The organism is Actinomycetospora sp. CA-101289 (assembly GCF_050955895.1).
Classification (GTDB): domain Bacteria; phylum Actinomycetota; class Actinomycetes; order Mycobacteriales; family Pseudonocardiaceae; genus Actinomycetospora.
Map to the genome: position 1 here is coordinate 818,337 of NZ_CP192093.1, position 24,719 is coordinate 843,055.

General features: G+C 76.0%; 23 protein-coding genes. 19 read left to right on the forward strand and 4 right to left on the reverse strand.

Annotation, left to right across the window (positions count from 1 at the left end):
* The first annotated feature begins 29 nt into the window (after positions 1–29).
* From ACQPX6_RS04090 to ACQPX6_RS04110, 5 genes are all read left to right on the forward strand, one after another.
* Positions 30–1,181: a glycosyltransferase family 4 protein gene (locus ACQPX6_RS04090; RefSeq protein WP_433785624.1), complete on the forward strand. Its 1,152-nt coding sequence runs from the start codon at positions 30–32 to the stop codon at positions 1,179–1,181.
* Positions 1,166–2,173, forward strand: coding sequence for a glycosyltransferase family 9 protein (locus tag ACQPX6_RS04095; protein ID WP_433785626.1), 1,008 nt, complete (start codon positions 1,166–1,168; stop codon positions 2,171–2,173). Before ACQPX6_RS04090 ends, ACQPX6_RS04095 begins: the two co-directional genes overlap by 16 nt.
* 10 nt (positions 2,174–2,183) lie before the next feature.
* On the forward strand, positions 2,184–3,167 hold the full coding sequence (locus ACQPX6_RS04100; RefSeq protein WP_433785628.1) for an aldo/keto reductase: 984 nt from the start codon (positions 2,184–2,186) through the stop codon (positions 3,165–3,167).
* 103 nt (positions 3,168–3,270) lie between these two features.
* Positions 3,271–3,846: a hypothetical protein gene (locus tag ACQPX6_RS04105; RefSeq protein WP_433785629.1), complete on the forward strand. Its 576-nt coding sequence runs from the start codon at positions 3,271–3,273 to the stop codon at positions 3,844–3,846.
* A gap of 86 nt (positions 3,847–3,932) precedes the next feature.
* The gene (locus ACQPX6_RS04110; protein WP_433785630.1) at positions 3,933–4,646 is read left to right on the forward strand and encodes a hypothetical protein; all 714 of its coding nucleotides are present in this window, start codon (positions 3,933–3,935) and stop codon (positions 4,644–4,646) included.
* A gap of 57 nt (positions 4,647–4,703) precedes the next feature.
* On the opposite strand, the gene ACQPX6_RS04115 is transcribed toward ACQPX6_RS04110, so the two are convergent.
* On the reverse strand, positions 4,704–6,134 hold the full coding sequence (locus ACQPX6_RS04115) for a LuxR C-terminal-related transcriptional regulator (protein WP_433785632.1): 1,431 nt from the start codon (positions 6,132–6,134) through the stop codon (positions 4,704–4,706).
* Between the two features lie 100 nt (positions 6,135–6,234).
* Here ACQPX6_RS04115 and ACQPX6_RS04120 point away from each other — a divergent pair, with 100 nt between their 5' ends.
* The 7 genes from ACQPX6_RS04120 to ACQPX6_RS04150 all read left to right on the forward strand — a co-directional run bounded on the left by ACQPX6_RS04120 (position 6,235) and on the right by ACQPX6_RS04150 (position 12,515).
* Positions 6,235–6,903 carry a GntR family transcriptional regulator gene (locus ACQPX6_RS04120; RefSeq protein WP_433785634.1) on the forward strand — a complete coding sequence of 223 codons (669 nt, stop codon included), beginning with the start codon at positions 6,235–6,237 and terminating at the stop codon, positions 6,901–6,903.
* A gap of 136 nt (positions 6,904–7,039) precedes the next feature.
* The gene (locus ACQPX6_RS04125) at positions 7,040–7,444 is read left to right on the forward strand and encodes a GlcG/HbpS family heme-binding protein (protein ID WP_433785635.1); all 405 of its coding nucleotides are present in this window, start codon (positions 7,040–7,042) and stop codon (positions 7,442–7,444) included.
* Positions 7,445–7,483: 39 nt separating this feature from the next.
* Positions 7,484–7,924, forward strand: coding sequence for a diol dehydratase small subunit (locus tag ACQPX6_RS04130; protein ID WP_433785637.1), 441 nt, complete (start codon positions 7,484–7,486; stop codon positions 7,922–7,924).
* A gap of 44 nt (positions 7,925–7,968) precedes the next feature.
* Entirely contained in the window at positions 7,969–9,675 is a 1,707-nt protein-coding gene (locus ACQPX6_RS04135) for a propanediol/glycerol family dehydratase large subunit (RefSeq protein WP_433785639.1), read from the forward strand.
* 1 nt (position 9,676) lies between these two features.
* Complete coding sequence (locus tag ACQPX6_RS04140; RefSeq protein WP_433785640.1) at positions 9,677–10,267, forward strand: propanediol/glycerol family dehydratase medium subunit; 591 nt, start codon at positions 9,677–9,679, stop codon at positions 10,265–10,267.
* A gap of 5 nt (positions 10,268–10,272) precedes the next feature.
* Complete coding sequence (locus ACQPX6_RS04145; protein ID WP_433785642.1) at positions 10,273–12,144, forward strand: diol dehydratase reactivase subunit alpha; 1,872 nt, start codon at positions 10,273–10,275, stop codon at positions 12,142–12,144.
* Positions 12,141–12,515, forward strand: coding sequence for a glycerol dehydratase reactivase beta/small subunit family protein (locus ACQPX6_RS04150; RefSeq protein WP_433785644.1), 375 nt, complete (start codon positions 12,141–12,143; stop codon positions 12,513–12,515). Before ACQPX6_RS04145 ends, ACQPX6_RS04150 begins: the two co-directional genes overlap by 4 nt.
* 55 nt (positions 12,516–12,570) lie before the next feature.
* Here the strand turns inward: ACQPX6_RS04150 and ACQPX6_RS04155 are convergent, their stop codons facing one another.
* Both ACQPX6_RS04155 and ACQPX6_RS04160 read right to left on the reverse strand, forming a co-directional pair.
* Positions 12,571–13,551 carry a patatin-like phospholipase family protein gene (locus ACQPX6_RS04155; protein ID WP_433785645.1) on the reverse strand — a complete coding sequence of 327 codons (981 nt, stop codon included), beginning with the start codon at positions 13,549–13,551 and terminating at the stop codon, positions 12,571–12,573.
* A 90-nt stretch (positions 13,552–13,641) separates the two neighbouring features.
* Positions 13,642–15,345: a metallophosphoesterase gene (locus ACQPX6_RS04160; RefSeq protein WP_433785646.1), complete on the reverse strand. Its 1,704-nt coding sequence runs from the start codon at positions 15,343–15,345 to the stop codon at positions 13,642–13,644.
* A 140-nt stretch (positions 15,346–15,485) separates the two neighbouring features.
* Here ACQPX6_RS04160 and ACQPX6_RS04165 point away from each other — a divergent pair, with 140 nt between their 5' ends.
* The 5 genes from ACQPX6_RS04165 to ACQPX6_RS04185 all read left to right on the forward strand — a co-directional run bounded on the left by ACQPX6_RS04165 (position 15,486) and on the right by ACQPX6_RS04185 (position 21,909).
* Positions 15,486–17,171, forward strand: coding sequence for a CocE/NonD family hydrolase (locus ACQPX6_RS04165; RefSeq protein ID WP_433785647.1), 1,686 nt, complete (start codon positions 15,486–15,488; stop codon positions 17,169–17,171).
* Positions 17,172–17,322: 151 nt separating this feature from the next.
* Positions 17,323–18,231, forward strand: coding sequence for an alpha/beta fold hydrolase (locus ACQPX6_RS04170; RefSeq protein ID WP_433785648.1), 909 nt, complete (start codon positions 17,323–17,325; stop codon positions 18,229–18,231).
* 186 nt (positions 18,232–18,417) lie between these two features.
* On the forward strand, positions 18,418–19,209 hold the full coding sequence (locus ACQPX6_RS04175) for a SigB/SigF/SigG family RNA polymerase sigma factor (protein ID WP_433785650.1): 792 nt from the start codon (positions 18,418–18,420) through the stop codon (positions 19,207–19,209).
* 89 nt (positions 19,210–19,298) lie between these two features.
* The gene (locus tag ACQPX6_RS04180; RefSeq protein WP_433785651.1) at positions 19,299–20,273 is read left to right on the forward strand and encodes an FUSC family protein; all 975 of its coding nucleotides are present in this window, start codon (positions 19,299–19,301) and stop codon (positions 20,271–20,273) included.
* An 82-nt stretch (positions 20,274–20,355) separates the two neighbouring features.
* Positions 20,356–21,909 carry an FAD-dependent oxidoreductase gene (locus ACQPX6_RS04185; RefSeq protein WP_433785653.1) on the forward strand — a complete coding sequence of 518 codons (1,554 nt, stop codon included), beginning with the start codon at positions 20,356–20,358 and terminating at the stop codon, positions 21,907–21,909.
* Positions 21,910–21,971: 62 nt separating this feature from the next.
* Here the strand turns inward: ACQPX6_RS04185 and ACQPX6_RS04190 are convergent, their stop codons facing one another.
* Positions 21,972–23,195 carry an FUSC family protein gene (locus ACQPX6_RS04190; RefSeq protein WP_433785655.1) on the reverse strand — a complete coding sequence of 408 codons (1,224 nt, stop codon included), beginning with the start codon at positions 23,193–23,195 and terminating at the stop codon, positions 21,972–21,974.
* A 57-nt stretch (positions 23,196–23,252) separates the two neighbouring features.
* Here ACQPX6_RS04190 and ACQPX6_RS04195 point away from each other — a divergent pair, with 57 nt between their 5' ends.
* Both ACQPX6_RS04195 and ACQPX6_RS04200 read left to right on the forward strand, forming a co-directional pair.
* On the forward strand, positions 23,253–24,353 hold the full coding sequence (locus ACQPX6_RS04195; protein WP_433785657.1) for a hypothetical protein: 1,101 nt from the start codon (positions 23,253–23,255) through the stop codon (positions 24,351–24,353).
* A gap of 24 nt (positions 24,354–24,377) precedes the next feature.
* On the forward strand, positions 24,378–24,677 hold the full coding sequence (locus ACQPX6_RS04200) for a YrhK family protein (RefSeq protein ID WP_433785659.1): 300 nt from the start codon (positions 24,378–24,380) through the stop codon (positions 24,675–24,677).
* The last annotated feature ends 42 nt before the right edge of the window (positions 24,678–24,719 follow it).

Consider the following 24,719-nt stretch of genomic DNA (forward strand, 5'->3'; position numbering starts at 1 on the left):
CCGTCCGGCTGTCCGGGTATCGACGCCCGGTGAGTCCCCTCCGCGTCGCCCTCGTGCACGGGCGCGCCGACCCCGCCCACGACGGGGTCGCCGACTACACCATGCACCTCGGCGCGGCGCTCGATCGCCAGGGCGCCGAGGTCGTCGACGTCCCCGTGGACCCCGGTGTCCGCGGGCTCGCGCGCACCGCCCGCTACCTGCGCGCGAGCCGCGTCGACCTCGCCCACGTGCAGTTCGCGCCGTCGGCGTTCGGCTTCTCGGGCGCGGTCGGGCTGCTCGGCGACCTGGTCGGCGCGCCGCTGGTGACGACGCTGCACGAGTACGGCGGGTGGTCGTGCGCGCCGCGGGTGCCCGCCCCAGTGTGGTCGACGCTCGAGCGGCGCCGCCTCGCCGACCGCGACACCGGGCGCCTCGTCCCGCGCAGCGCCGCGGTGCTCACCACCAACGGCGAGCACGCCGCGGTCCTGCGCGAGCGGTGGGGCGTCGATCCCCGGCGCGCGCCGCTGCTGCCCAACGTCGAGGTCGACCCCGACGCCCCCGACCGCCCCACCACCCGGCGTGCCCTCGGGGTGCCCGAGGACGCCGAGCTCGTCGTGTTCTTCGGCTTCGTGCACCCGGTGAAGGGCCTGCGCTACCTCGCCGACGCCGTCGCGCGCCTGGCCGCCGAGCACCCGCGACTGCACCTGCTCGTGCTCGGCGGGTTCACCTCGCTGGCGCTGCCCGCGGACGAGGCGGCGGCGTTCCGCGACGAGCTCACCGGCCAGATCGCGGCGGTGGGGGCGGCCGACCGCGTCACGATCACCGGGCACCGCCCGGCCGGCGAGGTCTCCGCCGCGCTGCAGGCCGCCGACGTCGCCGCGTTCCCGTTCACCGCGGGGGCGACGCTGAAGAGCGGCGCGCTGCTCGCCGCGCTGGACCACGGGCTGCCGACGCTGGTCACGCGCCGCCCCGACGCGCCCGCGGACCCCGACCTGCGCGACGGCGAGACGGTGGTCGTGGCCCCGCAGGTGCGCGACGCCGGCGTGCTCGTCGACGGGCTGCGCCGGCTGCTGGACGACGAGGCCCTGCGCCGGAAGGTGGCCGCGGGCGGGCACGCGCTGGTGCACGGCCGCGACTGGGACACCCTCGCCGCGGACCACCTGGCGCTCTACCGGGATGTGCTGGCGTGCGGATCCTCCTGATCGACCTGCTCGGCGGGCTGGGCGACCTGATCATGGTGCTGCCGAGCGTGCACGCGCTGGCCGACGCCCACCCCGGCGCCGAGCTGACCGTGCTCACCCACGCCCCGAGCGTCCCGCTGCTGGCGCGCGACCCCGCCGTCGCCGCCGTGCGCACCGCCGAGAAGCACGACGAGCGCGCCGCCGTCGAGCAGGCGCTGGCCGACCTGGCCCCGGACCTCACGGTCACCACCACGCGCTTCGAGGGGATCGGCGACCTCGTGGAGGCCGACGCCGCGGCCCGTGGCACCCGGGCGGTCGCGAACCTCTGGCGCTCGCCGCCGCCCGACGAGCTGGTGGGCGAGCGCTACCAGCGGATCCTCGCGGGCGAGGGCCTCATCGCCGGCGAGGTCCGCCCCCCGCGCGTGGTCCTCGGCGACGACGAGCGCGCGGCGGGTCGAACCGCACTCGTGCAAGCGGCGGGCCACCTGCTGGCGATCAGACACAGCACGCCGATAGGGCCAGGAAATCACCCCGCTCGCGACCATGGGACGCCCACCGTCCTCGTCCCCGACGCCGGCATGGCCGTCAAGCGCTGGCCCGCGCGCCGGTGGGCCGAGCTCGCCGCCACGCTCGCCGGCCCCGTCCTCTCGGTCGGCCCGGTCGACGGCGCCATCGAGCTCCCGCCCACCGACCTCCGCGGACTCGGCGCCCTGTTCGCCGCGGTCGGCGAGGCCGGCGGCACCGTCGTCGGCCCCGACACCGGCCCGGTCCGGCTCGCCGCCGCCGTCGGCGCGCGCACCGTCGCGCTCTTCGGCCCCACGGCCGCGTCCCGCTACGGGCTCGAGGAGGGCACGAACCTCCAGGGCCTGCCCGAGTGCCCGCACCGCATGCCCACCGCGATCACCGAGCAGGTCTGCTGGTGGGACGCCGGCTGCCCGCTCGCGCCCGAGCCCGCGTGTCTCCTGGATCTCCCCGCCGACCGGGTGCGACAGGCGGTCCTCGCCGGCGGGTAGAAACGGGGACATGCGCTATCTCGACCTCCCCACCGCGAAGAGCTGGTCCGCGATCGGTCTGGGCACCTGGCAGTTCGGGTCCCGCGAGTGGGGCTACGGACGCGACTACGCCGGTGCCGACGGCGAGGCCGGGCGGATCGTCGCCCGCGCCCTGGAGCTGGGCGTCACCGTCTTCGACACCGCCGAGGCCTACGGCTTCGGGCGCAGCGAGCGCATCCTCGGCGAGGCCCTCGACCGCGCCGACGCGGACCCCGCGACCACCGTCGTCGCCACCAAGATCTTCCCGGTGCTGCCCGTGGACCAGGTCGTCGTCCAGCGCGGCACGTCCAGCGCCGCGCGCCTGCGCCGCAAGATCGACCTCTACCAGGTCCACCAGCCCAACCCCGTCATCGGCGACGGCACCACCATGGCCGGGATGCGGACGCTGCAGGCCGCGAACGTCGTCGACGAGGTCGGCGTCAGCAACTACTCGCTCGACCGCTGGCAGGGCGCCGAGACCGCGCTGGGCACCCAGGTGATCTCCAACCAGGTGCAGTACAGCCTCGTGTCCCGCGAGCCCGACCGCGACCTGCTGCCCTACGCGCGCACCGCGGGCCGGGCGATCCTCGCCTACAGCCCGCTGGCCCAGGGCCTGCTGTCGGGCAAGTTCGACGCCGACAACCGCCCGGCCAACCGCGTGCGCTCGCTCAACCCGCTCTTCCTGCCCGAGAGCCTGCGCCGGGTCACCCCGCTGATCGAGACCCTCCGGGCGATCGCCGACGCCCACGACGCGACGCCCTCGCAGGTGGCGCTGGCGTGGACGATCCACCACCCCGTGGTCTGCGCCATCCCGGGCGCGTCGAGCGTCGCGCAGCTGGAGAGCAACTGCGCCGCCGCCGAGATCCGCCTCGGCGACGACGAGTACGACGCGCTGACCGCGGCCGCCGAGTCGTTCGAGCCGGTGCGCGGGCTGTCGGCCCTGACCGGGATCGCGCGCGCCCAGATCGGCGCCTGACTCCGCGCCCGCACGGCCGACGCCGGGCGCGTCGTAACAACGGTCACCCCTCGACCGATCCCCGGCGGGGGAGTGCGCGGGCGCTTCCCAGAGGGGGGAGCGGGTGCTCGTCGCGCCGATGGTGTGTCCGCGGTGCCGCCAGGCGCTCGCGCCGAGCTGGCGCTTCTGCGTCGGCTGCGGGACCGGAGCGCCGCCGACCGCCCCCGCGCCGACCCCTGTCGCCCGACCGTCGTCCCTCGGCTGGGTGCTCGGTGGGGTCGGCCTCGCCGTGGTCGTCGTCCTCGTGCTCGTCGCCGCGCCCTCGGTGGCGAGATCGTCCGGCGCCGGCGCCCCGTCGTTGCGCGCGTGCGCCCAGCACTACGTCGACGAGTGGGGTCCCGGGCTGGCGTCCGCCCGCGGGCTGCAGATGGACCGGGCCGTGCTCGCGCTGGCGATCGTCAACGGCAGCTTCGACGCGCCGACCGACATCCCGCGCGACGTCCTTCGCCAGGCGTACCAGGGTCCGGCGCCGGATCGGTGGAGCCCGCCGGACCGGTTGATGGACGCCGCCGCCCGAGATCCCTGGTTCGGCACCTGCCACGACCAGCACGGTGCGTCGGCCGGGCGCGCCGACGAGGTCCTCGGCCAGTTCGGTTGCCGGCAGATCCCGCAACGACCATTCCGGGTCCGGTGCCAGTGACGACGCTGACGGCGTCGACGAGGAGGGGGACGGACATGGCGCAGTGTCAGGCGTGCGGGGGGAGGTCGTCGCACGCGGTGGGTTGCGTGGCCACCACGATCCCGGTGGGCGTTCCCGGACCGGTCACGGCCGCCCGCGTCCTGGTCGTGCTCTCGGGCGTCGGCGGCCTGCTGTGGGGCGTGTTCGGGGTGGCCGGCGGCCTCTTCGCGCTCTCGCTCAGCCGGTCCGCCGGCGTGGACGGGGACGCTCTCGGATCGTCCGAGATGGGGGCGTACGGGGTCGCGACGGTCGGGGAACTCGCCGTCTTCGGCGTCGTCGCCGGCGTGCTGTCGGTCGTCCTCGCGATCGTGGACTTCGTGTGCGCGACCCGGATCGGCCGTGGCAGCCGGGGTGCGCGGTGGCTCCTGACCGGGACCGTCCTCGCCGACCTGGTGCTCGGCGTCGTGCTCGGCACGGCCGTCGACCCGACGTTCCTCCCCCAGCTCGTCATCTCGGTCCCGTGGGCCGCCCTGGTCCTCGGGTTGCTGTGGCTCACGGGGTCGGCGCGCCGCTTCTTCGGCGACGAGGCGCTGCCACGGGACGCGGCGCCGGGCACCCCGGTCGGTCTGTCGACCCCGTTCCCGGTCGACCCCCCGACGTCGCCGCTCGGTCTCCTGGTGCCCGCCGACGTGGTCGTGCCGGCGCAGCACGCGCGGTTCTGCTCACGCTGCGGGCAGCCGAGAACGCCGGCCGGCGCCTTCTGCGGTGGCTGCGGTGCCTCCCTGCGGAACGAGACGCCCGCCGTCCGGATGCGGGGCTGATCAACGGGGACTTCACGCGCACAGAAGCAGCGAACAGCACGTTCGCTGCGGACAGGGTCAGCCCAGCCGCGCCAGCATCGTCCGGTTGCGCGTCCCGGTCTTGCGCAGCAGCGAGCCCACGTGCTTCTCGACGGTCTTGGCCGAGATGGCGAGGATGCGGGCGATCTGGCGGTCGGTGAGCCCCCGAGCCACGAGCCCGCGGACCTGGTGCTCGCGCGGGGTGATGCCGGCCGTGCGGGGCGGGGCGGCGAGGCGGCCGAGCTGGTCGTCGGCGAGCAGCGTCTCGCCCCGCCCGGCCGCGGCGACGACGGCGACGAGGCGGTCGGTGTCGGCGTCCGGGTCGACGCAGCCCTTGACGCCCGCGGCGATCGCGGCGCGCAGGCGTTCGTCGGCACAGTGTTGCGCGAGCAGGACGACCGCGGGCGGGTCGGGGAGCGCGGCGAGGCCCTCGAGGACGGCGACGAGGTCGTCGCCGAGCAGCTCGTGCTCGACCACGAGGACGTCGGGACCCAGCAGCCGGCAGGCGCCCGCGAGGTCGTCGGCGTCGGTGACGGCGGAGACCTCGGACACCATCCCGAGCCCCGGCTCCCCGAGCTGCAGCATCCGGACGACGCCGGCGCGCACCACCGGGCGGACCGCGGCCACGAGCACGCCGGTGCGGGCGCGTCCCGGGGTGGGCGCGGGCGCGGCGGAGCAGGGGACGGTGACGCGCAGGCGGGTGCCGCGCCCCGGCGTGCTGTCGATCTCGAGCTCGCCGTCGAGACGCCGCGCGCGGGCGGCCGTGGCCCGCAGGCCGAGGCGCGCGCCCGCCCCGGCGACGTGCAGCCGGGCCGGCGCGGCCGCGTCGAAGCCGCGCCCGTCGTCCTCGACGAGCACGGTCAGGGTCCCGGGCCCGTGCAGCACGCCGACCCGCACGGTGGTGGCCCCCGCGTGCACGACGACGTTGAGCAGGGCCTCCTGGGCCATGCGGAAGACCTCGTCGGCGACCTCGTCGGGGATGGCCCCGGCGCCCACGGTGACGAGGTCCGCGCGCACCGACCCGTGCGCCTCGACCCACGCCAGCTCCTGGCGGACGGCCTGCTCGAGGGTGCGCCCGGCGAGCGCCCCGCTGTCGGCCAGGGCCAGCACCGCGTAGTCGGCGAAGAGCTCGGCGAGGTGGACGTCGGCGCCGGAGAAGGGGCCGCCACCGGCGACCACGCAGGCGCCGACGATGCGCGGACCGCGCCGCACGGGCACCGCGAGCACCGGCGGGTGCCCGGGACCGTCGTCGACCACCGGCGCCCGCGTGGCGAGGACCCGCGCGACGGCGTCACCGGGCACGCTGCCCGTGCCGACAGCCACCGTCGCGCGCCCCGCGGCCTCGTCGACGCGCACCACCCAGCCGGCGCCGCCGGCGAGCGTGCCGAGGTGGTCGGCGATGCGCCGGAGCAGCGGGTCCTCGACGCCCGTGACCTCGGGCGTCGGGGAGAGCGGAGCCGCGGCGACCACCAGGCGTCCTCCTCGACGTCCCCTCGGACCCTAGATGCATACAAGATGCATCGATCTTCTGAGAGTAGGGTCACGCGCACTCGACAGCAAGGGTGGTGCGGTGGCGGGGAACGGGGTGTCGGCCAAGGAACGGGCATACCGGGACACCAAGGCACGCATCCTCGACGGCTCGCTGCCCGGCGGTGAGCTGATCACCGAGGGGCAGGTCGCCGACGCCCTGGCGATGAGCCGGACCCCGGTGCGCGAGGCGTTCCTGCGCCTGGAGGCCGAGGGGCTGCTGCGGCTGTTCCCCAAGCGCGGCGCGCTCGTCGTGGCGGTGTCCCCGGCGGAGGTCGAGGCCGTGCTCGAGGCCCGCGAGCTGGTCGAGGGGCACGCGCTGGGCAAGCTCTGCGAGGCGCCCGCCGACGAGCGCGCCGCCGTCGCCCGCGCCCTGCACGACGTGCTCGACGTCCAGCGCGCGGCGATGGCCGCGGACGACGAGCCGGCGTTCGCCGAGGCCGACCGGCGCTTCCACATCACGGTGGTCGAGAGCGCGCGGAACCCGATCCTGCTCGAGCTCTACGCCTCGCTGCGCGACCGCCAGCTGCGCATCAACCTCGGCTCCATGGACCGCGGGCCGCGGCGCCCGCGCGAGATCCTCGCCCAGCACGAGGCGATCGTCGACGCGCTCGGCCCCGGCGGGGCGGACGAGGCCCGCGACCGGCTGCGCGAGCACCTGGACGCCACCCGCCTCGCGGTCGGCGGCCTGCGCACCCCCGCCGCGCCCTAGCGAACGGTCGCGGGGGATTTCCCCCATGCCCGGGGGTGGGGAGAGTCCCCGTGGTCGGGGCGGGCCGGGCGCTCCTAGCGTCCAGCGACGCCGAGCGTTCGCCCGGCCTTCCCCCACCTCGCCCGGAGGCCCCTCCATGCCGGGACTGACCCTGGCCGACGCCCGCCGGATGCTCGACGCGGGACTGGCCGAGGCCGACGCGATCGGCCAGCCGATGAACGTGGCGATCGTCGACGCCGGCGGCCACCTCGTGGCGTTCGCCCGCCAGGACGGCGCGATCCGCGCCAGCATCGACATCGCCCAGCGCAAGGCGGCCACCTCGATCCTCATGGAGGCCCCGACGGCGGCGCTCATGCCGCTGGTGCAGCCGGGCGCCGAGCTCTACGGCCTCGAGCAGACCGCCGGCGGCATGGTCGTCTTCGGCGGCGGCATCCCCGTGCACCGCGACGGCGAGCTGGTCGGCGCCGTCGGCGTCAGCGCCGGCTCGGCCGAGCAGGACGTCCGCGTCGCCGAGGCCGCGGTCGCCGCGCTCAAGGCCTGACCCGAGCACGACCCCCCACGAGCGGATGGTGAGCGACCCGTGACCCAGACCGGTGACCGGCATCTCGACCCCGCGGTCGACTACCCCCTGAGCAGCCGGCGGCCCGACCTGCTGCACACCCCGACCGGCAAGCACATCGAGGACCTGACCCTGGACGCGGTGGTGGCGGGCGACCTCAGCCCGCTGGACCTGCGCATCGCGCCCGACACGCTGCTCATGCAGGCCGAGATCGCCGACGGCGTCGGGCGGTGGCAGCTGGCGGAGAACTTCCGCAGGGCCGCCGAGATGACCGAGATCCCCGACGAGCGTGTCCTCGCGATGTACAACGCCCTGCGGCCCAACGCCTCGACCGGGCAGGAGCTGGCCGACCTGGCCGACGAGCTCGAGCGTGAGCACTCGGCGTCGCGCACCGCGGCCCTCGTCCGCGAGGCCGCCGAGGTGTACGAGCGACGCAACCTGCTGGCCGCCGCCGACGACTGACCCCGCGGACGACACCGTCGCCCCGCGACCCGAGAGAGGCCGTCATGACCAGTACAGACCGCCCGGCCCAGAACCGGCACTCGCGGCGCACCGAGATCCTCGAGGCCCGACCGGTCCAGCTCGACGGCTTCGTCGAGGAGTGGCCCGAGGTCGGCATGATCGCGATGGAGAGCCCGTACGACCCGGAGCCGAGCGTCCGCGTCGAGGACGGCGTCATCGTGGAGATGGACGGGCGCGAGCGTGCCGACTTCGACTTCCTCGACCAGTTCATCGCCGACTACGCGATCGACGTCTCCGCCGCCGAGGAGGCCATGGCCCTCGACGCGCAGGAGATCGCCGCCCGGGTCGTCGACCCCCGGGTACCGCGGCAGGACATCCTCCACCTCACCCGCGGGCTGACCCCGGCCAAGCTGCTCGACGTCGTCGAGAGCATGAACGTCGTCGAGATCATGATGGCGATGCAGAAGATGCGCGCCCGGCGGACCCCGGCCAACCAGGCGCACTCGACCAGCGCCCGGGACAACCCGGTGCAGGTCGCCGCCGACGCCGCGGAGGCCGCGCTGCGCGGGTTCGCCGAGCTGGAGACCACACTCGGCATCGTGCGCTACGCGCCGCTGGTGGCCATCGCGCTGCAGGTGGGCGGGCAGACCGGGCGCGGTGGCGTCATCACCCAGTGCGCGCTCGAGGAGGCGACCGAGCTCGAGCTCGGGATGCGGGGCATCACCGCCTACGCCGAGACGATCTCGGTGTACGGCACCGAGTCGGTGTTCGTCGACGGCGACGACACGCCCTGGTCCAAGGCGTTCCTCGCGTCCGCCTACGCCTCGCGCGGGATCAAGATGCGCTTCACCTCGGGGACCGGGTCCGAGGTGCAGATGGGCAACGCCGAGGGCAAGTCCATGCTGTACCTGGAGATCCGCTGCATCCAGGTGGCCAAGGGCGCGGGTGTGCAGGGCCTGCAGAACGGCTCCATCAGCTGCATCGGTGTGCCCGGGGCCGTGCCGTCGGGCATCCGCGCGGTGGCCGCCGAGAACCTGGTGGCCAGCATGCTCGACCTGGAGTGCGCGTCGGGCAACGACCAGTCGTTCTCGCACTCACCCATGCGGCGCACCGCGCGCACCATGCCCCAGCTGCTGCCCGGCACCGACTTCGTCGTGTCCGGCTTCTCCGGCGTCCCCAACGCCGACAACATGTTCGCGGGCTCCAACTGGGACCCGGAGGACTACGACGACTGGAACACCATCCAGCGCGACCTCAAGGTCGACGGCGGGCTGCGCCACGTCGCCGAGAAGGAGGTCCTGGCGGTGCGGGGCAAGGCGATCCGCGCCCTGCAGGCCGTCTTCGCGGGCCTCGACCTGCCGCCGATCACCGACGAGGAGGTCGACGCCGGCATCTACGCCCACGGCAGCGAGGATCTCCCGGAGCGCGACGTGCTCGAGGACCTCAAGGCGGCGAAGGGCGTGATGGACCGCGGCATCACCGGGCTGGACCTGGTGGCCGCCCTGGAGAAGGGGGGGTTCCGCGACGTCGCCGAGAACCTGCTCAACGTGCTGCGCCAGCGCGTCTCCGGCGACCTGCTGCAGACCTCGGCGATCCTCGACGGCGACTTCTCCGTGCGCTCGGCGATCAACGACGCCAACGACTACGCGGGTCCCGGCACCGGCTACCGCCCGTCGGGCGAGCGCTGGGAGGAGATGAAGCGGCTGCGCCACGTGCTGTCCGCCAGCAACCCCGAGCAGGAGGTCGAGTGACGTGACCAGCACCGAGACCGGGCGACCGGAGCGCACCGCCGAGATCACCGAGACGGGCCCGGCCGGACGCGGGGAGCGCGAGGACGAGGTGGTCCTGGGGATCTCGCCCGCCTTCTGTTCCTTCTTCACCAAGACCATCTCGAACATCCCGCTCGCGGAGGTGCTGCGCGAGGTGATGGCCGGCGTCGAGGAGCAGGGCGTCGCGCTGCGCATCGTGCGCGTGAAGGACTCCAGCGACCTGGCCAAGATCGCCCACCGGGCGGCCCGGCTGTCCGGGTCGGGGATCGGGGTGGGGATTCTGTCCCGCGGGACCTCGATGATCCACCAGAAGGACCTGGCCAAGCTCAGCAACCTCGAGCTGTTCCCCCAGGCACCGCTGCTGACGCCGGAGACCTTCCGCGCCATCGGGAGCAACGCCGCCCAGTACGCGAAGGGCGAGTCGCCCGCGCCGGTCCCGGTGCAGAACGACTTCATGGCCCGCCCGCGCTACCAGGCCAAGGCCGCGCTGCTGCACCTCAAGGAGACCGAGATGATCGAGCCGGACGGGGGCATCGTCGAGCTCGACGTGTCGATCCGACGCGCCGGGAGCTGACCGCGGTGGCGTCCGGCGGGCCGCGCCTCGTCGTCGGCGTGGACATCGGCAACTCGACCACCGAGGCCTGCTGTGCCCGCGTCGACGACGACGGCGGCGTGGAGTACCTGGGCAGCGGCCTCGCGCCCACCACCGGGATCAAGGGCACCCCCGACAACGCCGAGGGCGTGCGGAAGGCCGCCGGGCAGGCGCTGGCCGACGGCGGGTGCCGGTGGCCGGACGTCGATCTCGTCCTCACCAACGAGGCCACCCCGGTGATCAGCGGGCTCGCCATGGAGACGATCACCGAGACCGTCGTGACCGAGTCGACGATGATCGGCCACGACCCCCGGACCCCGGGGGGCAGCGGGATCGGGGTGGGCACCACGGTCGCCCTGGCCGACCTCGCCGATCGACCGGCCGGCGAGGACGTCCTCGTCGTGGTGCCCGCCGCGGAGGACTTCGAGGACGTCGCCGAGGCCCTGGTCGCGGCGGCCCAGCGCGGGGTCGGGGTGCGCGGCGCGATCCTCGGGGGCGACGACGCGGTGCTGGTGGCCAACCGGCTGGAGGAGACCCTGCCGATCGTCGACGAGGTGACCCTGGTCGACGAGGTCCCGCTGGGCATGCTCGCCGCCGTCGAGGTCGCCGAGCCGGGACGCACCATCCGCACCCTGTCCAACTCCTACGGCATCGCCACCCTGTTCGAGCTCGACGCCGAGCAGACGAAGATGATCTCCCCCGTGGCCCGCTCGCTCACCGGCAACCGGTCCGCGGTCGTCGTGCGCACCCCCGGCGGCGACGTCACCGACCGCCGGGTGCCGGCCGGGTCCATCGCCCTGCGCGGGCGGTCCTCGACGGTGTCGGTCGAGGTCGACGCGGGCGCCGACGAGATCATGCGGGCGCTGGCCCGGATCCGGCCGCTGGTCGACGCCGAGGGGGAGAGCGGCACCCACGTCGGCGGCATGATCGCCGGTGTCCGCGACGCGATGTCGGAGCTGACCGGGCAGCGTCCCGACGAGGTCGCCATCGAGGACCTGCTGGCCGTGGACACGCTCGTGCCGCAGGAGGTCCGCGGCGGCCTGGCCAAGGAGGTCGCGCGGGAGGACGCCGTCCTGCTCGCCGCGATGGTGCGCACGAGTCGCGGGCCGATGGAGCAGGTGGCCGCCGAGGTGCGCCGCGTGCTCGCCGAGGAGGCCCAGCGCGTGCTCGAGGTCGAGATCGGCGGGATCGAGGCGGAGATGGCGGTCGGTGGCGCGCTGACCACCCCCGGCAGCGGGGAGCCGATCGTGGTGCTCGACCTCGGCGGCGGCTCGACGGACGCGGCCCACGCCGACACCGACGGCGAGGTGTACTCGGTGCACGTCGCGGGCGCCGGGGACCTCGTCACCACCCTCATCGATGCCGAGCTCGGCCTGGACGACAAGCAGGTGGCCGAGGAGGTCAAGCGCTACCCGCTGGCGAAGGTGGAGAGCTTCTTCCACATCCGTCACGAGAACGGCACCGCCCAGTTCTTCACCGAGCCGCTCGCCCCGGAGCTCTTCGCCCGGGTCGTGGTCCTCACCGACGAGGGCATGCACGCGGTGCCGGGCCGCCACGACCTGGCGACGCTGCGCCACACCCGGCGCGAGGCCAAGCGGCGGGTGTTCGTGGTCAACGCGCTGCGCGCCCTCGAGCAGATCGCGCCGGGCGGCACCCTGCGCCAGATCGAGTTCGTGGTGCTGCTCGGCGGGTCCGCGCTCGACTTCGAGATCCCCGACATGATCGCCGACGCGGTCGCGCCGTACGGCATCGTCTGCGGCACCGGCAACGTCCGGGGCAGCCTGGGCCCGCGCAACGCGGTGGCGTCCGGGCTGGTGGCCGGGCACGCCCGCGGCCGCCGGGTCTCGGGGGCGGCGTGAGCGTCGGCGACGGCCCGACCCGGCCGGTGGTGCTCGTCGCCGCTGCCGGGACGTTCCCCGCCGCCGTCCTGCGGGAGCTGCGCGCGGGGCTGGAGGAGGAGGGCGTGCCGCACGAGCTGCGGCCCGGGCACGACGACGAGCCCGACCCGACCGCTCTCGCCCACCGCGTCGCGCGCGACTCACCGCTCGAGGTCGGCGTCGGCCTGACCGAGCGCGGGATCGCCGTCCACCACGGAAAGCTCCCGGCGGGGCGACCGGTCGCGGTCGACCCCGACGTCACCGCCGAGGTCGCCCGGCGGATGGGTCACGACGCGGCCCGCGTCGTCACCGGCGTCCCCCTCAAGCTGGTGACCGAGGAGGACCGGGGATGAGCGGTTACTGGGTCGTATCCCTCGCTCAGCGAGGGATACGACCCAGTAACCGGCGTCAGGCCGTCGAGAGCTCCGCGTTGCGCCCGGGCTCGTCGAACTCGAGCGCCTGGCGCAGCGCGCGCTGACCGGTCTCGATCCCGCGGCGCAGGACGTCGGGGTCGGTCTCGAGCGGGTTGATCGTGTCCGCGCCCACGGGCGGGCGGATCTCGAACAGGTGCGGCGGGTCGTCGCCCGGCGACGCGGTGGCGTGGGCGAGGCGGCGGTCGTCGTCGCGGCGGTTCTCCAGGCGGTTGCCGACGACGTGCACGAGCCCGGGCACGTTGACGGTGCCCAGGCGCGAGACCAGCGCCTTCTCCAGGCGCGTGGCGTCGATCGCGGTCTGGTCGGCGCGCCGGGTGCGCAGGACCAGCACGTGCGTGGCGCCGTGGTCCAGCGCGATGTGGAAGGGGATCGGCTCGGCGACCGCGGCGTCGACGTAGCGGCGCCCGGCGATCTCGACGGGCAGCCCGGCGAGCAGGGGCACCGCGGCGCTGGCGCGCAGGGCGAGCTGCAGCGACTCCTTGTCGACGATCGTGTCGGCGAGGTCGACGGCCTCGCCGGTCTCGACGTCCGTGGCCACGGGGTGCAGCGTGACGGGCGCGTCGATGACCGCCTGCCAGTCGAACGGGATGACCTTCTCGCCGACGGTGTGCACGAGGTACTCGACGTCGACCACCGGCTGGCCGCGCAGCCCGCGCCCGGGGTTGGTGACGCGCGACATCAGCCCCGGGCGGTACCAGCCCGCGGTGCAGAGCGCCGCCTGCGCGCCCACCAGCCAGCTGCCCGCGAGCGCCCCGGCCGACGAGCCGTAGACGGCGTCGAAGCAGTGGGCGAGGCCCAGTTCCTCGAGCGCGAGCACCATGCCGCTGGAGTAGGTGGCGCGGCTGCCGCCGCCCTCGACGGCCAGCACGACGCGGTGGGCGTCGCTGCGTGTCTGCGGGCACGACCCCTCGGCGCGGCGGGCGGCCAGGACGTCCAGGACGGGGTGGGCACGCACCGGAGCATCATGCCCGGTGCCCTGCGGCTCCACCGATCGGGCTACGTGCGTGATCTTCTGAGCTATCGCTCAGAAGATCACGCACGTACATCAGCGGACGAGTACCACCCGGTCGATCTCCTGGCCCGTGTCGGTGGTGGCGCGGACGGTGAGGCTCGTCGGGCCGCCGGCGGCGGGGGGCGGGGCGACGTCGACGGTGACGTAGGCGTAGTCGAGGTAGCGCGCCTGCGACCAGTCGACCGGGTCGGGCTGCTTCTCGTCCTCCCCGAGGGCCAGGTAGCTGGCGACGGCCACGCCGCTGTCGGGGCCGGGTTGGCCGCGGTACCGGTCGGTCACGCCGGGCTGCCACTCGTAGCGCGGGCGCCCGCCCGAGCCCACGCACACGTACGTCGTCCCGTCGGTCTCCGGGCGCACGGTCGCGCCGTCCGGGGCCTGCAGCACCGAGCGCCCGCGCCGGATCGGGTTCGTGCGCTCGTACTGGTGATTGTGGCCCTGCAGGACGAGGTCGACGGCGAACTCGTCGCACAGCGGCGCCACCGCCGCGCGCACCCCGGCGTCCGACGCGTGCGCCTCGGAGGTGGCGAAGGCGCAGTGGTGCAGGAACGCCACGACCCAGTCGATCGACGGATCGGCGCGCAGCGCGGTGAGCGTCTCGCGCAGCCACGTCACCTGCGCCCCGCGCGAGTACCCCGCGTTCGTCGGGATCTCGGTGGACAGGTCGTTGGCGTCGAGGCTGATCACCCCGACGTTGCCGTGGCGGAACGTGTACACCGACGGGCAGGCCGACGGACCGTTGCGCGGCAGGTCCAGGCGCGCGGCGTGCCCGCCGTAGCCGTGGGTGGCGCCGCCGGGGCTGCGGTTGTCGTCGTAGAGCGCCTCCATGTCGTGGTTGCCGGTGGCGAACATCCACGGCGTCGACGCGGCGCTGCGCTCGATCTGCGCGAAGTACGTGGTCCACACCGTGGGGTCGAACGCGTCGAAGCCACCGGGGGCGCGCCGGGTCCCGGCGCTGCGCACGGGGTGGCCCTCGCCGGAGGGGTCGGCGTAGCAGATGTCGCCCGCGAGCAGGTGGAACGCGGGTCGCTGGGCGGCGACGCGCTCGACCAGCGCGGACGCCGGCGCGGGCGTGCGGCGCGTGTCGTCGGCGTCGTAGTAGCCGTTGGTGAAGCCGTCGAGCCCGCTCGGGGGCACGGTGTCGACGCCCTGGTCGGCGAACGCGGTGAAGCTCCACGGCGCCGTCGACCCCGGGCCGGGCGCGGTCGTGAAGTCGGCCTCGGCGGTGGTCGTGCCGTCGGCGAGGCGGAACCGGTAGCGGTAGCGCTCGCCGGGCGCGAGGCCGTCGGCCAGGGCGTGGACGAAGAACTGCTCGCTGCCGCGGATCGACCCGTCGGCCTGCGGCACCTGCGACACCAGCCGGCGCACCTCCACCGGCAGCGTCGTCCCGAACGCGCTGTCGCGGCCCAGGTCGACGACCACCGGGCCGGCCGGCGCCGCGGTGAGCTCGCCGGCGAGGGCCATCTGGCGCTGCGGGTCGGCGCCGAAGGCGAGGTGGCGGCCCACCACGGCCACCGGTGACTGCGCGGCCTGCGCGCACGCGGCGACCGTCCAGGGCGCCGAGGCCAGGCCCATCGCCGCGAGGACGCCGGTGCCGCCCTTGAGGGCCGCGCGCCGGCTCACCGGGTGGCGGCGCAGGTGCGAGGTCAGCCACTCGTGCTGCTCGGCGACGGTCATCCGGGCCGCCAGGGCGGCGGGGACGCCGACGTCGGGCGCCTCGCGGCGCGGTGTGGAGGTCACGGTCGCAGGGTCTCCGGCCGCGGGCGCTCCCGCCCGACGACACGGCGGACAGGCGGTGAACACGGGGCGACGTCCGGAGGGGTAACGGTCAGATCGCCCGCGCCTCCGCGCTGCCCGCGGCGATCGGGAACACTGATCGGGTGAGCCTCGCGACCGCCGTCCTGCGCCGGGTGATGCGCCTGCCCGCCCCCCGCGTGCCGCGGGTGTCGGTCGACCGCGACGTCGCGGTCCCGATGCCCGACGGCGTCGTCCTGCGCCACGACCACCACCGTCCCGCCGGGGTCGAGCGCGGACCGGTGGTCGTGGTGCGCAGCCCCTACGGGCGCGCGGGCTGGATCGGCACGGTGTTCGGGCGCCTGGTGGCCGAGCGCGGCTTCCAGGTCGTGGTGCAGTCGGTGCGCGGCACCGCGGGCTCCGGGGGCGTCCTCTCGCCGTTCGACGAGGCCGAGGACGGCGCGGCGTTCGTCGAGTGGGTGCTCGACCAGCCGTGGTGCGACGGGCGCCTGGCGACGCTGGGCCCGAGCTACCTGGGGCTGACCCAGTGGGCGCTCGCCCCGGCGGCGGGCAAGGCCCTGCGGGTGATGGGCACGCTGGTCACCGCGTCGTCGTTCCGCGACCAGACCTACGCCGGCGGGTCGTTCTCCCTGGACAACGCCCTGTCCTGGAGCTCGATGATGCGCACGATGGCCGCCGGGCCGGTCGCGCGCACCGTGCGCCTGCTGCGCGGGCGCCGCACCATCACCGCCGCCCTCGACACGCTGCCCCTGAGCAGCGCCGACCGCCGCGCGACCGGCGGCGAGGTCGACTGGTTCCAGGAGTGGCTGCGCGAGTCCGACCCGGACTCGGCGTACTGGACCCACCGCGCCTACACCGGCGGCGTCGAGGACGTGGCGCGCGCCGGGGTCGAGGTGACGATGCTCGGCGGCTTCCAGGACATCTTCCTGCCCTGGCAGCTCGCGGACCACGCCGCGCTGCGGGCCGCCGGCGCGCGCCCGCGGCTCGTGCTCGGCCCGTGGGTGCACACCGCCGGCCCGGGCATGGCTGCCGGGATGCGCGAGGCGCTGGCCGCGTTCGAGCGGGTGCTCGGCGACGGCGCGACGACGGTCACGGCCGCCACCAGCGACGACGCCCCGGTCGCGGTGACGCTCTCGGGCGGCGGGGGCACGCGGCGGCTCGCCGACTGGCCGCCGCCCGACGCCGCCGCGCGCACCTGGTACCTGCGCGCCGACCACTCCCTGTCGGTCCAGCCGCCGCCCGACCACACCGGCGGCGCCGTGCGCTGGCCCGGCACCCGCGTCGACTACGACCCCGCCGACCCGACCCCGGCCCTCGGCGGCCCGATCCTCACCGGGCGCTCGGGCCCGCGCGACCAGGCGGACCTCGAGGCCCGTCCCGACGTCGCCGTGTTCACCTCGGACCCGCTCACCGAGGACGTCGTCGCCCTCGGCCCGGTGTCGGCGACGGTGCACGTGCGCGCCGAGACCGAGCACCTCGACGTGTTCGTCCGGGTCTGCGACGTCGACCCGCGCGGGCGCTCGGTCAACATCACCGACGGCCTCGTCCGCCTGGCCCCGGGCTCGCCGGCGCCCGCCGCCGACGGCACCCGCGCGGTGGACCTGGAGCTGTGGCCGACCGGGCACCGCTTTGCCGCGGGCCACCGCCTGCGCCTGCAGCTCTCCGGCGGCGCGCACCCCCGCTTCGCCCGCAACCCCGGCACCGGCGACGCGCTGGGCGAGGCCACGACCCTCGTGCACCAGCCACGCGAGGTGCTCCACGACGCCGCCCACCCGACCGCGGTGACGCTGGCCGTCGAACCCCGTCGCTGACCGGTGAGCGGTGCCCCGGCTGCTCCGCCCGGGTGACGCCGTGCCGCCGCCGGGACCCAGGTCACACCGCCCGTCGGTGGCGGGCGTCCCCTGGTCGACGCCACCGGCCCGCGAGGTGGAGGCCGGGCGCCGACCGTCGACCCTTGGGGGCATGGCCGTCCTGACCCGCGCCCGCCCCGTCCACGGCGTGCGCACGAGCGACGGGGTGCCGCTGCACGTCGAGATCCGGGGCCACCAGGGTCCGACCGTCGTGCTCACCCACGGCTTCACCGTCGACTCCGCCGAGTGGTCGCCCCAGGTCGCGGCACTCGCCGACCGCGCGCGGGTCGTGTGCTGGGACCAGCGCGGCCACGGCCGCTCGGGCTGGGGTGACCCCGCGAACGCCACCATCGACCAGCTCGGGCGGGACCTCGCGGCCGTCGTCGACGCCGTCGCCCCGTGCGGGCGGGTCGTGCTGGGCGGGCACTCCATGGGCGGCATGAGCGTCCTGGCGCTGGCCCGCCAGCACCCCGAGTGGTTCGGCACGCGCGTCGCCGGGGTGTTCCTCGTCGCGACGTCGGCGGGCGAGCTCATCTCCGACGGGGTGCTCGGCGTCCTGCACGCCACCGCGCGCCGCGCGGGCGTCCTGCCCGCCGTGCTCCAGGGCGCGCGGCTCGCGGCGCCGCTCGCCGACCACCTGCCCTGGCGCGACTCGCTGGTGGGCCGCTGGCTGGTGCGCCGGCTCGCGTTCACCGCGGACGCGAGCGACGAGGAGGTGCGCCGCCTGCAGACGGTCACCGAGAGCGTGCCGCTGCCCGTCACCTCGGCGTTCTCGTCGACCCTGCTCGAGCACGACGAGAGCGGCGCGCTGCCCGCGCTGGCCCGCGTCCCCACGACGGTCGTCGCCGCCACCGACGACCGCCTGACGCCGGCCGCACACGGCCGGCGGATCGCCGAGGAGCTGGGTCCGCGGGCCCGGTTGGTGCAGGTCGAGGGCGCCGGGCACGCCGTCAACCAGACCCACCACGACGTCGTCGACGCCGCCCTGCTGGCCCTCGTCGACGGGCTGCGGCGCGGGTAACCTCGCGGCCGTCCCCGCCCGCCGGTCACGCACGCGGCATGTGTGAGCACCGGGCGTACGGGGCACTGACCAACCGCACAGGTTCTCCGGTTCAGACACCAGCCGGGTCAGCTCATGAACAACGAGCGCCCCGCCTGCGTCCGGAGACCCGCTCTCCGGATCCTCGGGGCCCCTCGGGGGTGACCGATGGCTGGACGCAGCAGTGAGTACGACGAGTACGTCCCGTTGCTGGCGGAGTACGCGTCGCTGTCCGACGACGATCCGCGGCGCGAGCGCGTCCGCGAGAGGCTCGTGGTCGGGTTCCTCCCGGTGGCACGCAACATCGCGCGGCGCTTCGCCCGTCGCGGTGAGCCCACCGACGACCTCGAGCAGGTGGCCTCGCTGGGCCTGCTCCACGCGCTCGACCGGTTCGACCCGGGCCGCGAGCGGGACTTCCTGTCCTACGCGGTCCCGACGATCATGGGCGAGGTCCGGCGGCACTTCCGCGACTCGGCCTGGTCGGTGCGCACGCCGCGCAGCGTCAAGGACCGCTACGTCGCGGTGGGTTCGGCGACGGCGTCGATGTCCCAGCAGCTGGGGCGGGCGCCGACGGCCGCCGAGCTCGCCGAGCACCTGGGCATGAGCCGCGACGAGGTCGCCGAGGCGATCGCCGCGCACGGCTCGTACCAGCCGGCGTCGCTCGACGAGTCCCTCGGCGACGGCGACGACTCGGCGCTGATGGACATCCTCGGGGTGGCCGACGGGGAGCTCGACCGGGTCGAGGTGCGCACGCTGGTGGGCGCCCTGGTCCGCGACCTCCCCGAGCGTGAGCGCACGATGCTCGCCCTGCGGTTCGTGCACGAGAAGACCCAGGCCGAGATCGCCGCGGTGCTGTGCATCTCGCAGATGCACGTCTCGCGGCTGCTCTCCCGGACGCTGGCCGCCCTGCGCGACCAGATCGAGCGCGAGGCCGGGATCGACCAGCTGGTGGCGGTCTGAGCGGGGGCGCGGTCGCGCTGGCCGGCCGCATCGGCGGACGGCTGCGCGACGGCGCCTGGCGCATCGCGCTCGCGGCGGTCACGGCCGCCGTGGCGTGGGTGGTCGCGCAGTACCTGCTCGGCCAGCCCGCGCCGATCTTCGCCCCGATCGCGGCGGTCGTCTGCCTCACCGACGCGCCCGGCGCGCGGGGCCGGCGCGCGGTGCGTGTGCTCGCCGGGGTGTGCGTCGGCGTCGCCGTCGGCGAGCTCGCCGTCCGGGTGCTCGCCAGCGGCTGGCTGCAGATCGGCGTGGCCGTCGCGGCCGGGATGCTGGTGGTCGCCCTCGGCAGCATCAACTCGCTGGCCCTGCTGCAGGCGGGCATCGCCGCGCTGCTCGTGGTGGCCCTGGCCTCGCCCCAGACGGGCTGGACGCGCCTGCTCAGCGCCGTCATCGGCGGGGCGCTCGCGCTGCTGGTCAGCCAGGTCCTCGCCACCCCGAGCCCGGCCCGGGTGATCACCGGGGCCGCCCGTGACGCCCTGCGGGTGCCCGCCGACGCGCTCGGCGAGGTGGGCGCCGCACTGCGCGAGCGCTCGGCCTCCCGGGCGGCGCGCGCGGTCGAGGCGCTGCGCGCGGGCCAGGGCGCGCTGGCGTCCTTCCTCGACGCCAGCGACACCGCCGCCGCCCTGGCCACCTCGACGCTGCGCGGGCGCCGGGAGCGCGGCCGGGTCGACGAGCTGCGGACCCGCCTCGCGGCCGTCGAGTACGTGCACGCGAGCTCCGTGCTGCTGGCGCGCACGGTCGCCGAGGCGCTGGGCGACGGCGCCGACGTCCCCGGGCACCTCGCGCGCGGCGTGGACGAGCTCGCCGCCGCGGTGCGCGCGGTGGCCGCCGACCCCGCCGCGCCCGACCCCTCTGCCGACGACCCCGCGGGCCCCCGCCCCACCCACGAGATCGCCGACGAGCTCGCCGCCGTCCGCCCGGGCGGGCTCGCCGACCGCGACGCCCAGCTCGCGACCCAGCTGCACCTGCTGGCCCTGGACGTGGCGGCGCTCGTGGACCCGTCCTCCGCTCCTGCCCGTACGTGAGCGATCTTTGGGCCTATAGCCCCCAGGATCGCTCACGTGGGGGAGCCGTTTGCCCCGCCGACCGCGGGGACACCTCCGGGGCATGGTCGCTCCCGCCCTCCCCGCGCACGAGCTCTCCGCGTGGCACGACCCCGAGCACGCCGAGGAGCCCGACACCTACCCCGCCCTGCGCGGCGACCGCCGGGTCGACGTCGCCGTCGTCGGCGCGGGCATCACGGGGCTGACCACGGCCGTGCTGCTCGCCCGCGAGGGGCTGCAGGTCGCGGTGCTGGAGGGCCGGCGGATCGGGGCGGTCGCCAGCGGCAACACGACGGCGAAGATCTCGGTGCTGCAGGGCACGCGGGGCGCCCAGCTCGACGCGCGCCACGACGAGGAGACCGTCGACGCCTACTTCGCCGCGCACCGCGCCGGGTACGACTGGCTCCTCGACCGCGCGCGGCGCGCCGACTGCGACCTCGAGCACCGTGACGCGGTCACGTGCGCGACGACGGGGCGCTCGTCGGCGGGCTCGGAGGCGGTCCGGCGCGAGGCCGCGGTGCTGCGCCGGGCCGGGTTCCCCGCGCAGCTGGGCACCGACGTCGGGCTGCCGTTCGCCGTCTCGGAGGCCGTGACACTGGCGGACCAGGCGCAGTTCGACCCCATGCCCTACCTCGCCGACCTCGCCCGCGAGCTGCACGACGGCGGCCACGCGGTGCACGAGAACACCCGGGTGCGCAGCGTCTCGCTGCTCGGCGCGCCCCGGCTGCGCACCGACCACGGCGAGGTCCGCGCCGAGCGGGTCGTGCTCGCCACCGGCGTCCCGATCCTCGACCGCGGCCTCTACTTCGCCCGCGTCGAGCCCAGCCGCTCCTACGCCCAGGCTGTCCGCGTCGACGGGCCGCTGCCCGAGGCCATGTACCTCTCGGTCGACGAGCCGACGGTCTCGCTGCGCACCGCGGTGATCGAGGGCGAGCGGCGCCTGCTCACCGGCGGCTTCGGCCACCGCGTCGGCGCGAGCACACCGACGTCGTCGCACGAGCGGGCCCTCGCCGACTGGGCTGCGCAGCGCTTCCCGGTCCGCGAGATCACCCACCGCTGGTCGGCGCAGGACTACCTGCCCGAGGACGGCCTGCCCTTCGTCGGCCCGATGCGCTGGCAGCCGCGGATCCTCGTCGCCACCGGGTTCGCGAAGTGGGGCATGACCGGCGGCACCGCGGCGGGCCTGGCGCTGCGCGACCACGTGGTCGGCCGCGACAACCCGTGGATGCGGGCGCTGCGCGCCGACCGCGCCCCGGCGGCCTCGGCGCTGCCGACCCTGGCCCGCGCCAACGGCGAGGTCGGCCGCTACCTGGCCACCGGCTGGGCGCGCCCGCACCTGCCCACCGGCGCCCCGCTGGCCGAGGGGGAGGGCCGGATCGAGACGACGTCGCACGGCAAGGTCGCGCGCTGCCGCGTCGGCGGGGTGGAGCACGAGCTCGGCGCCGTCTGCCCCCACCTCGGCGGGATCGTGGCGTGGAACGACGCCGCGCAGAGCTGGGACTGCCCGCTGCACGGCTCGCGCTTCGCTCCGGCTGGTGAGGTGCTGGAGGGCCCGGCCACGGCGGGGATGGCCTCGCCGCCGGGGCTCGGGCGGGTGGTGGCGCCGCGGTCGACGTGACCCGCGGCGACTTCGGTGGCGAAATCCGCGCTCAGCGCGGGTTCCGCCACCGAGGTGTGGCGTCACCGCCCCGGCCGCCGCCCCGTCAGGTCCGTGACCGCCCGCTGGGCGGCGCTGAGCAGCGCGCCCTCGACGCTCCAGCCCGTGCGCACCTCGCCGGACGCGCCGGGCAGCCGTCGGGCGGCCTCGCGGTGCACCGCGCCCATCAGCTCCAGCGCGCCGGAGCCGGGCGGGTGGCGGTCGGCCTGCGGCGACATCGCGCCGGGGTCGTCACGCACCTCCTCGAGCGCGCTCGCGAGGTGGTCGAGCAGGTCGGCGAACGACCCGACGAACATCGGGTCGAGGCAGCCCTCGTCGTCGGCCTCGCGACCCTCCTCCGCCGCGTCCGCCCGTGCCGCGTCCTGCTGCTCGGCGGCCTCGACCGTGGCCTCGGCGAGGTCGAGCACGTGGCCCGCCACCTCGACCAAGGCGTCGGCGGCCGGCCCGAGCGTTGCGGTCGGGTCCGGGGTGCGATCGCGCCGGCGCAGCGGGTTGAGCCGCAGGCTCTCGCGCGCCCAGGCGACGCTGTCGCGGGCGCGGCGTGCCTCGTCGGCGAGGGCGCGGGCGCGGTGCAGCCACTCGTGCGCGAGGTCCTCCCGCGGCTCCCCGTCCTCGCGCAGCGACGCGGCCATGCCCCGCAGCAGGTCGGCCTGGCGGGCGACCGCACCGGTCAGGGCCTCGCGGGCGTCGCGCTGGTAGACGGGCGGCAGCACGAGCATGTTGACCACGACGCCCACGCCGGCGCCCACGGCGATCTCGGCGAGGCGGACGACCGCGTGCAGGGGCGAGCTCGCCGCCGGTTCCGCCTCGCCGACCAGGATCAGCGCGGTCACCGCCACCCACTGCCCGTGCTCACCGAACGTCCGCAGGCGCCCGATCAGCAGCCCGACCAGCACGACGAGCGCCAGACCGACGACGACCTGGCTGGTCAGCAGGGTCGCGGCCAGCGCGAGCACGACGCCCGCGGTCACCACCGCGAGCTGCTGGCCGGCATCGCGCACCGACCGGTAGACCGTGACCTGCACGACCATGAACACCGCGGCGTACGGCGCGAGGAACGGCTGCGGTGCCTGCAGCACCCAGCGGGCGAGCAGCCACGCCAGCGCGGCGGCCGCCGCGGCCTTGGCCGCCTGGATGACCGCCTCCCGCTCCGGGCCGCTCGACCGTGCGGCACGGGCGAGGAAGCGCGGCGGGCGCAGCACCTGGCGACGGGCACGCCCGGAGAGCGTGCGGACGGAGGGCGGCATACGGCACGGTGTTCCCACCCGCGCCGCCGGCGCGAACACGACCACCGGGAGGTCCGCATGTCGCCGGCCCAGGACGCGCCCCCCGAGGCCGGGCCGGCCGACGCCGACGAGGAGCTCCCCACCTCGCTCGAGGACGCTGCCGACCTGCTCTACGGCATCGAGCGCGAGGAGTTCATCCCGCACCGGGACGCGCTGGTCAAGCGGGTGCGCAAGGCCGGCGACCGCGAGCTGGCGGGCGAGATCGGCGCGCTGCGCAAGCCGTCGGTGGCGGCGTGGGTGGCCAACCGCCTGGCCCGCGAGTTCCCCGACGAGATCGGCGGGCTGGAGGAGCTCGGCGGCTCGCTGCGCGAGGCGCAGGAGAAGCTCGAGGGCGACGCGCTGCGCCAGCTCTCCCGCCAGCGCCACGGGCTCATCAACGCGCTGGTGGAGCGCGGGCGGCGGATCGCCCGCGAGGAGGCCGTGCGCCTGGGCGATCCGGCGATCCGCGAGCTCGAGCGCACGATCGGCGCCGCGCTCGCCGACCCCACGGCCGCGCGGGCGCTGGCCGGCGGCCAGCTCGCCGGCGGGATGGAGGCCGGTCCGGGCCTCGGCGACGGCGGGATCAGCGCCGCGCTCGGCGGGCCCGCCTCCGGGGCGCGTGCCGGCCGCGCCACGCGGCCCGCGCCCGGCGGCACCCGCCGTCCCGACCGTCGCCCGTCCCGTCCCGCCGCCCCGGCCCGGGAGGAGCCGGACGAGGACCTCGACGACGAGGACGACGACGCCCTCGACGTCCGGGACGACCGCGAGTCCCGCGACCAGGAGGACCGCGAGCGCGCCGAGCAGGAGGAGCGCGAGCGCGCCGAGCGGGAACGCCGCGAGCGCGAGGAGCGCGAGCGCGCCCAGCGGGCCGCCGAGGAGGCCCGGACGCGGGCCGACGCGGCCGACGACGCCGCCCGGCGCGCGGGCGAGGACGCCGACGCCGCGTCCGCCGAGGCCGAGGACGCCGACGCGACCGTGAGCGACCTGCGCGCCCGGCTCGCGGCCGCCGAGGACGCCCGGCGCGGGGCCTGGGACCGCGCCGACACCGCGGCGCGCGAGCGCGACACCCGCCGCCGCGAGGCCGAGCGGGCGCGCGAGGACGCCGAGTCCGCGGAGCGCCACGCCCGCTCGCTCGACTGAGTCGGGTTCGGCAGGCTGCACCGCATGAGCGCATCGCCCGGCGGCACCGGCCCGCTGATCGTCACCGTGGGGCGCGAGGAGCTGGTGATCCGGCGGCGCTACGAGGTGCTGTCGATCGTCAACGACATCCTCGTCGCGATCTGGTTCCTCGTCGGCAGCATCCTGTTCTTCTCCGCGGCGACGACCTACGCGGGCACGTGGCTGTTCGTCCTCGGCAGCGTCGAGCTGCTGATCCGCCCGATGATCCGGCTCGCGCGGCGGGTGCACCTGCAGCGCGTGCCGGGCGCCCAGGGCGGCCCCACGGAGGCCGACGCCGACTTCTGATCCGGTGCGACGTGTCACCCGAGCGGTTCCGCCCGTCGGTGC

What these genes read in the sequence shown, in the direction of transcription:
- ACQPX6_RS04100 (WP_433785628.1), top strand. Translation starts at nt 2,184, where the DNA reads ATGCGCTATCTCGACCTCCCCACCGCGAAGAGCTGGTCCGCGATCGGT.
- ACQPX6_RS04125 (WP_433785635.1), top strand. Translation starts at nt 7,040, where the DNA reads ATGCCGGGACTGACCCTGGCCGACGCCCGCCGGATGCTCGACGCGGGA.
- ACQPX6_RS04135 (WP_433785639.1), top strand. Translation starts at nt 7,969, where the DNA reads ATGACCAGTACAGACCGCCCGGCCCAGAACCGGCACTCGCGGCGCACC.
- ACQPX6_RS04170 (WP_433785648.1), top strand. Translation starts at nt 17,323, where the DNA reads ATGGCCGTCCTGACCCGCGCCCGCCCCGTCCACGGCGTGCGCACGAGC.
- ACQPX6_RS04175 (WP_433785650.1), top strand. Translation starts at nt 18,418, where the DNA reads ATGGCTGGACGCAGCAGTGAGTACGACGAGTACGTCCCGTTGCTGGCG.
- ACQPX6_RS04185 (WP_433785653.1), top strand. Translation starts at nt 20,356, where the DNA reads ATGGTCGCTCCCGCCCTCCCCGCGCACGAGCTCTCCGCGTGGCACGAC.
- ACQPX6_RS04190 (WP_433785655.1), bottom strand. Translation starts at nt 23,195, where the DNA reads ATGCCGCCCTCCGTCCGCACGCTCTCCGGGCGTGCCCGTCGCCAGGTG.
- ACQPX6_RS04195 (WP_433785657.1), top strand. Translation starts at nt 23,253, where the DNA reads ATGTCGCCGGCCCAGGACGCGCCCCCCGAGGCCGGGCCGGCCGACGCC.
- ACQPX6_RS04200 (WP_433785659.1), top strand. Translation starts at nt 24,378, where the DNA reads ATGAGCGCATCGCCCGGCGGCACCGGCCCGCTGATCGTCACCGTGGGG.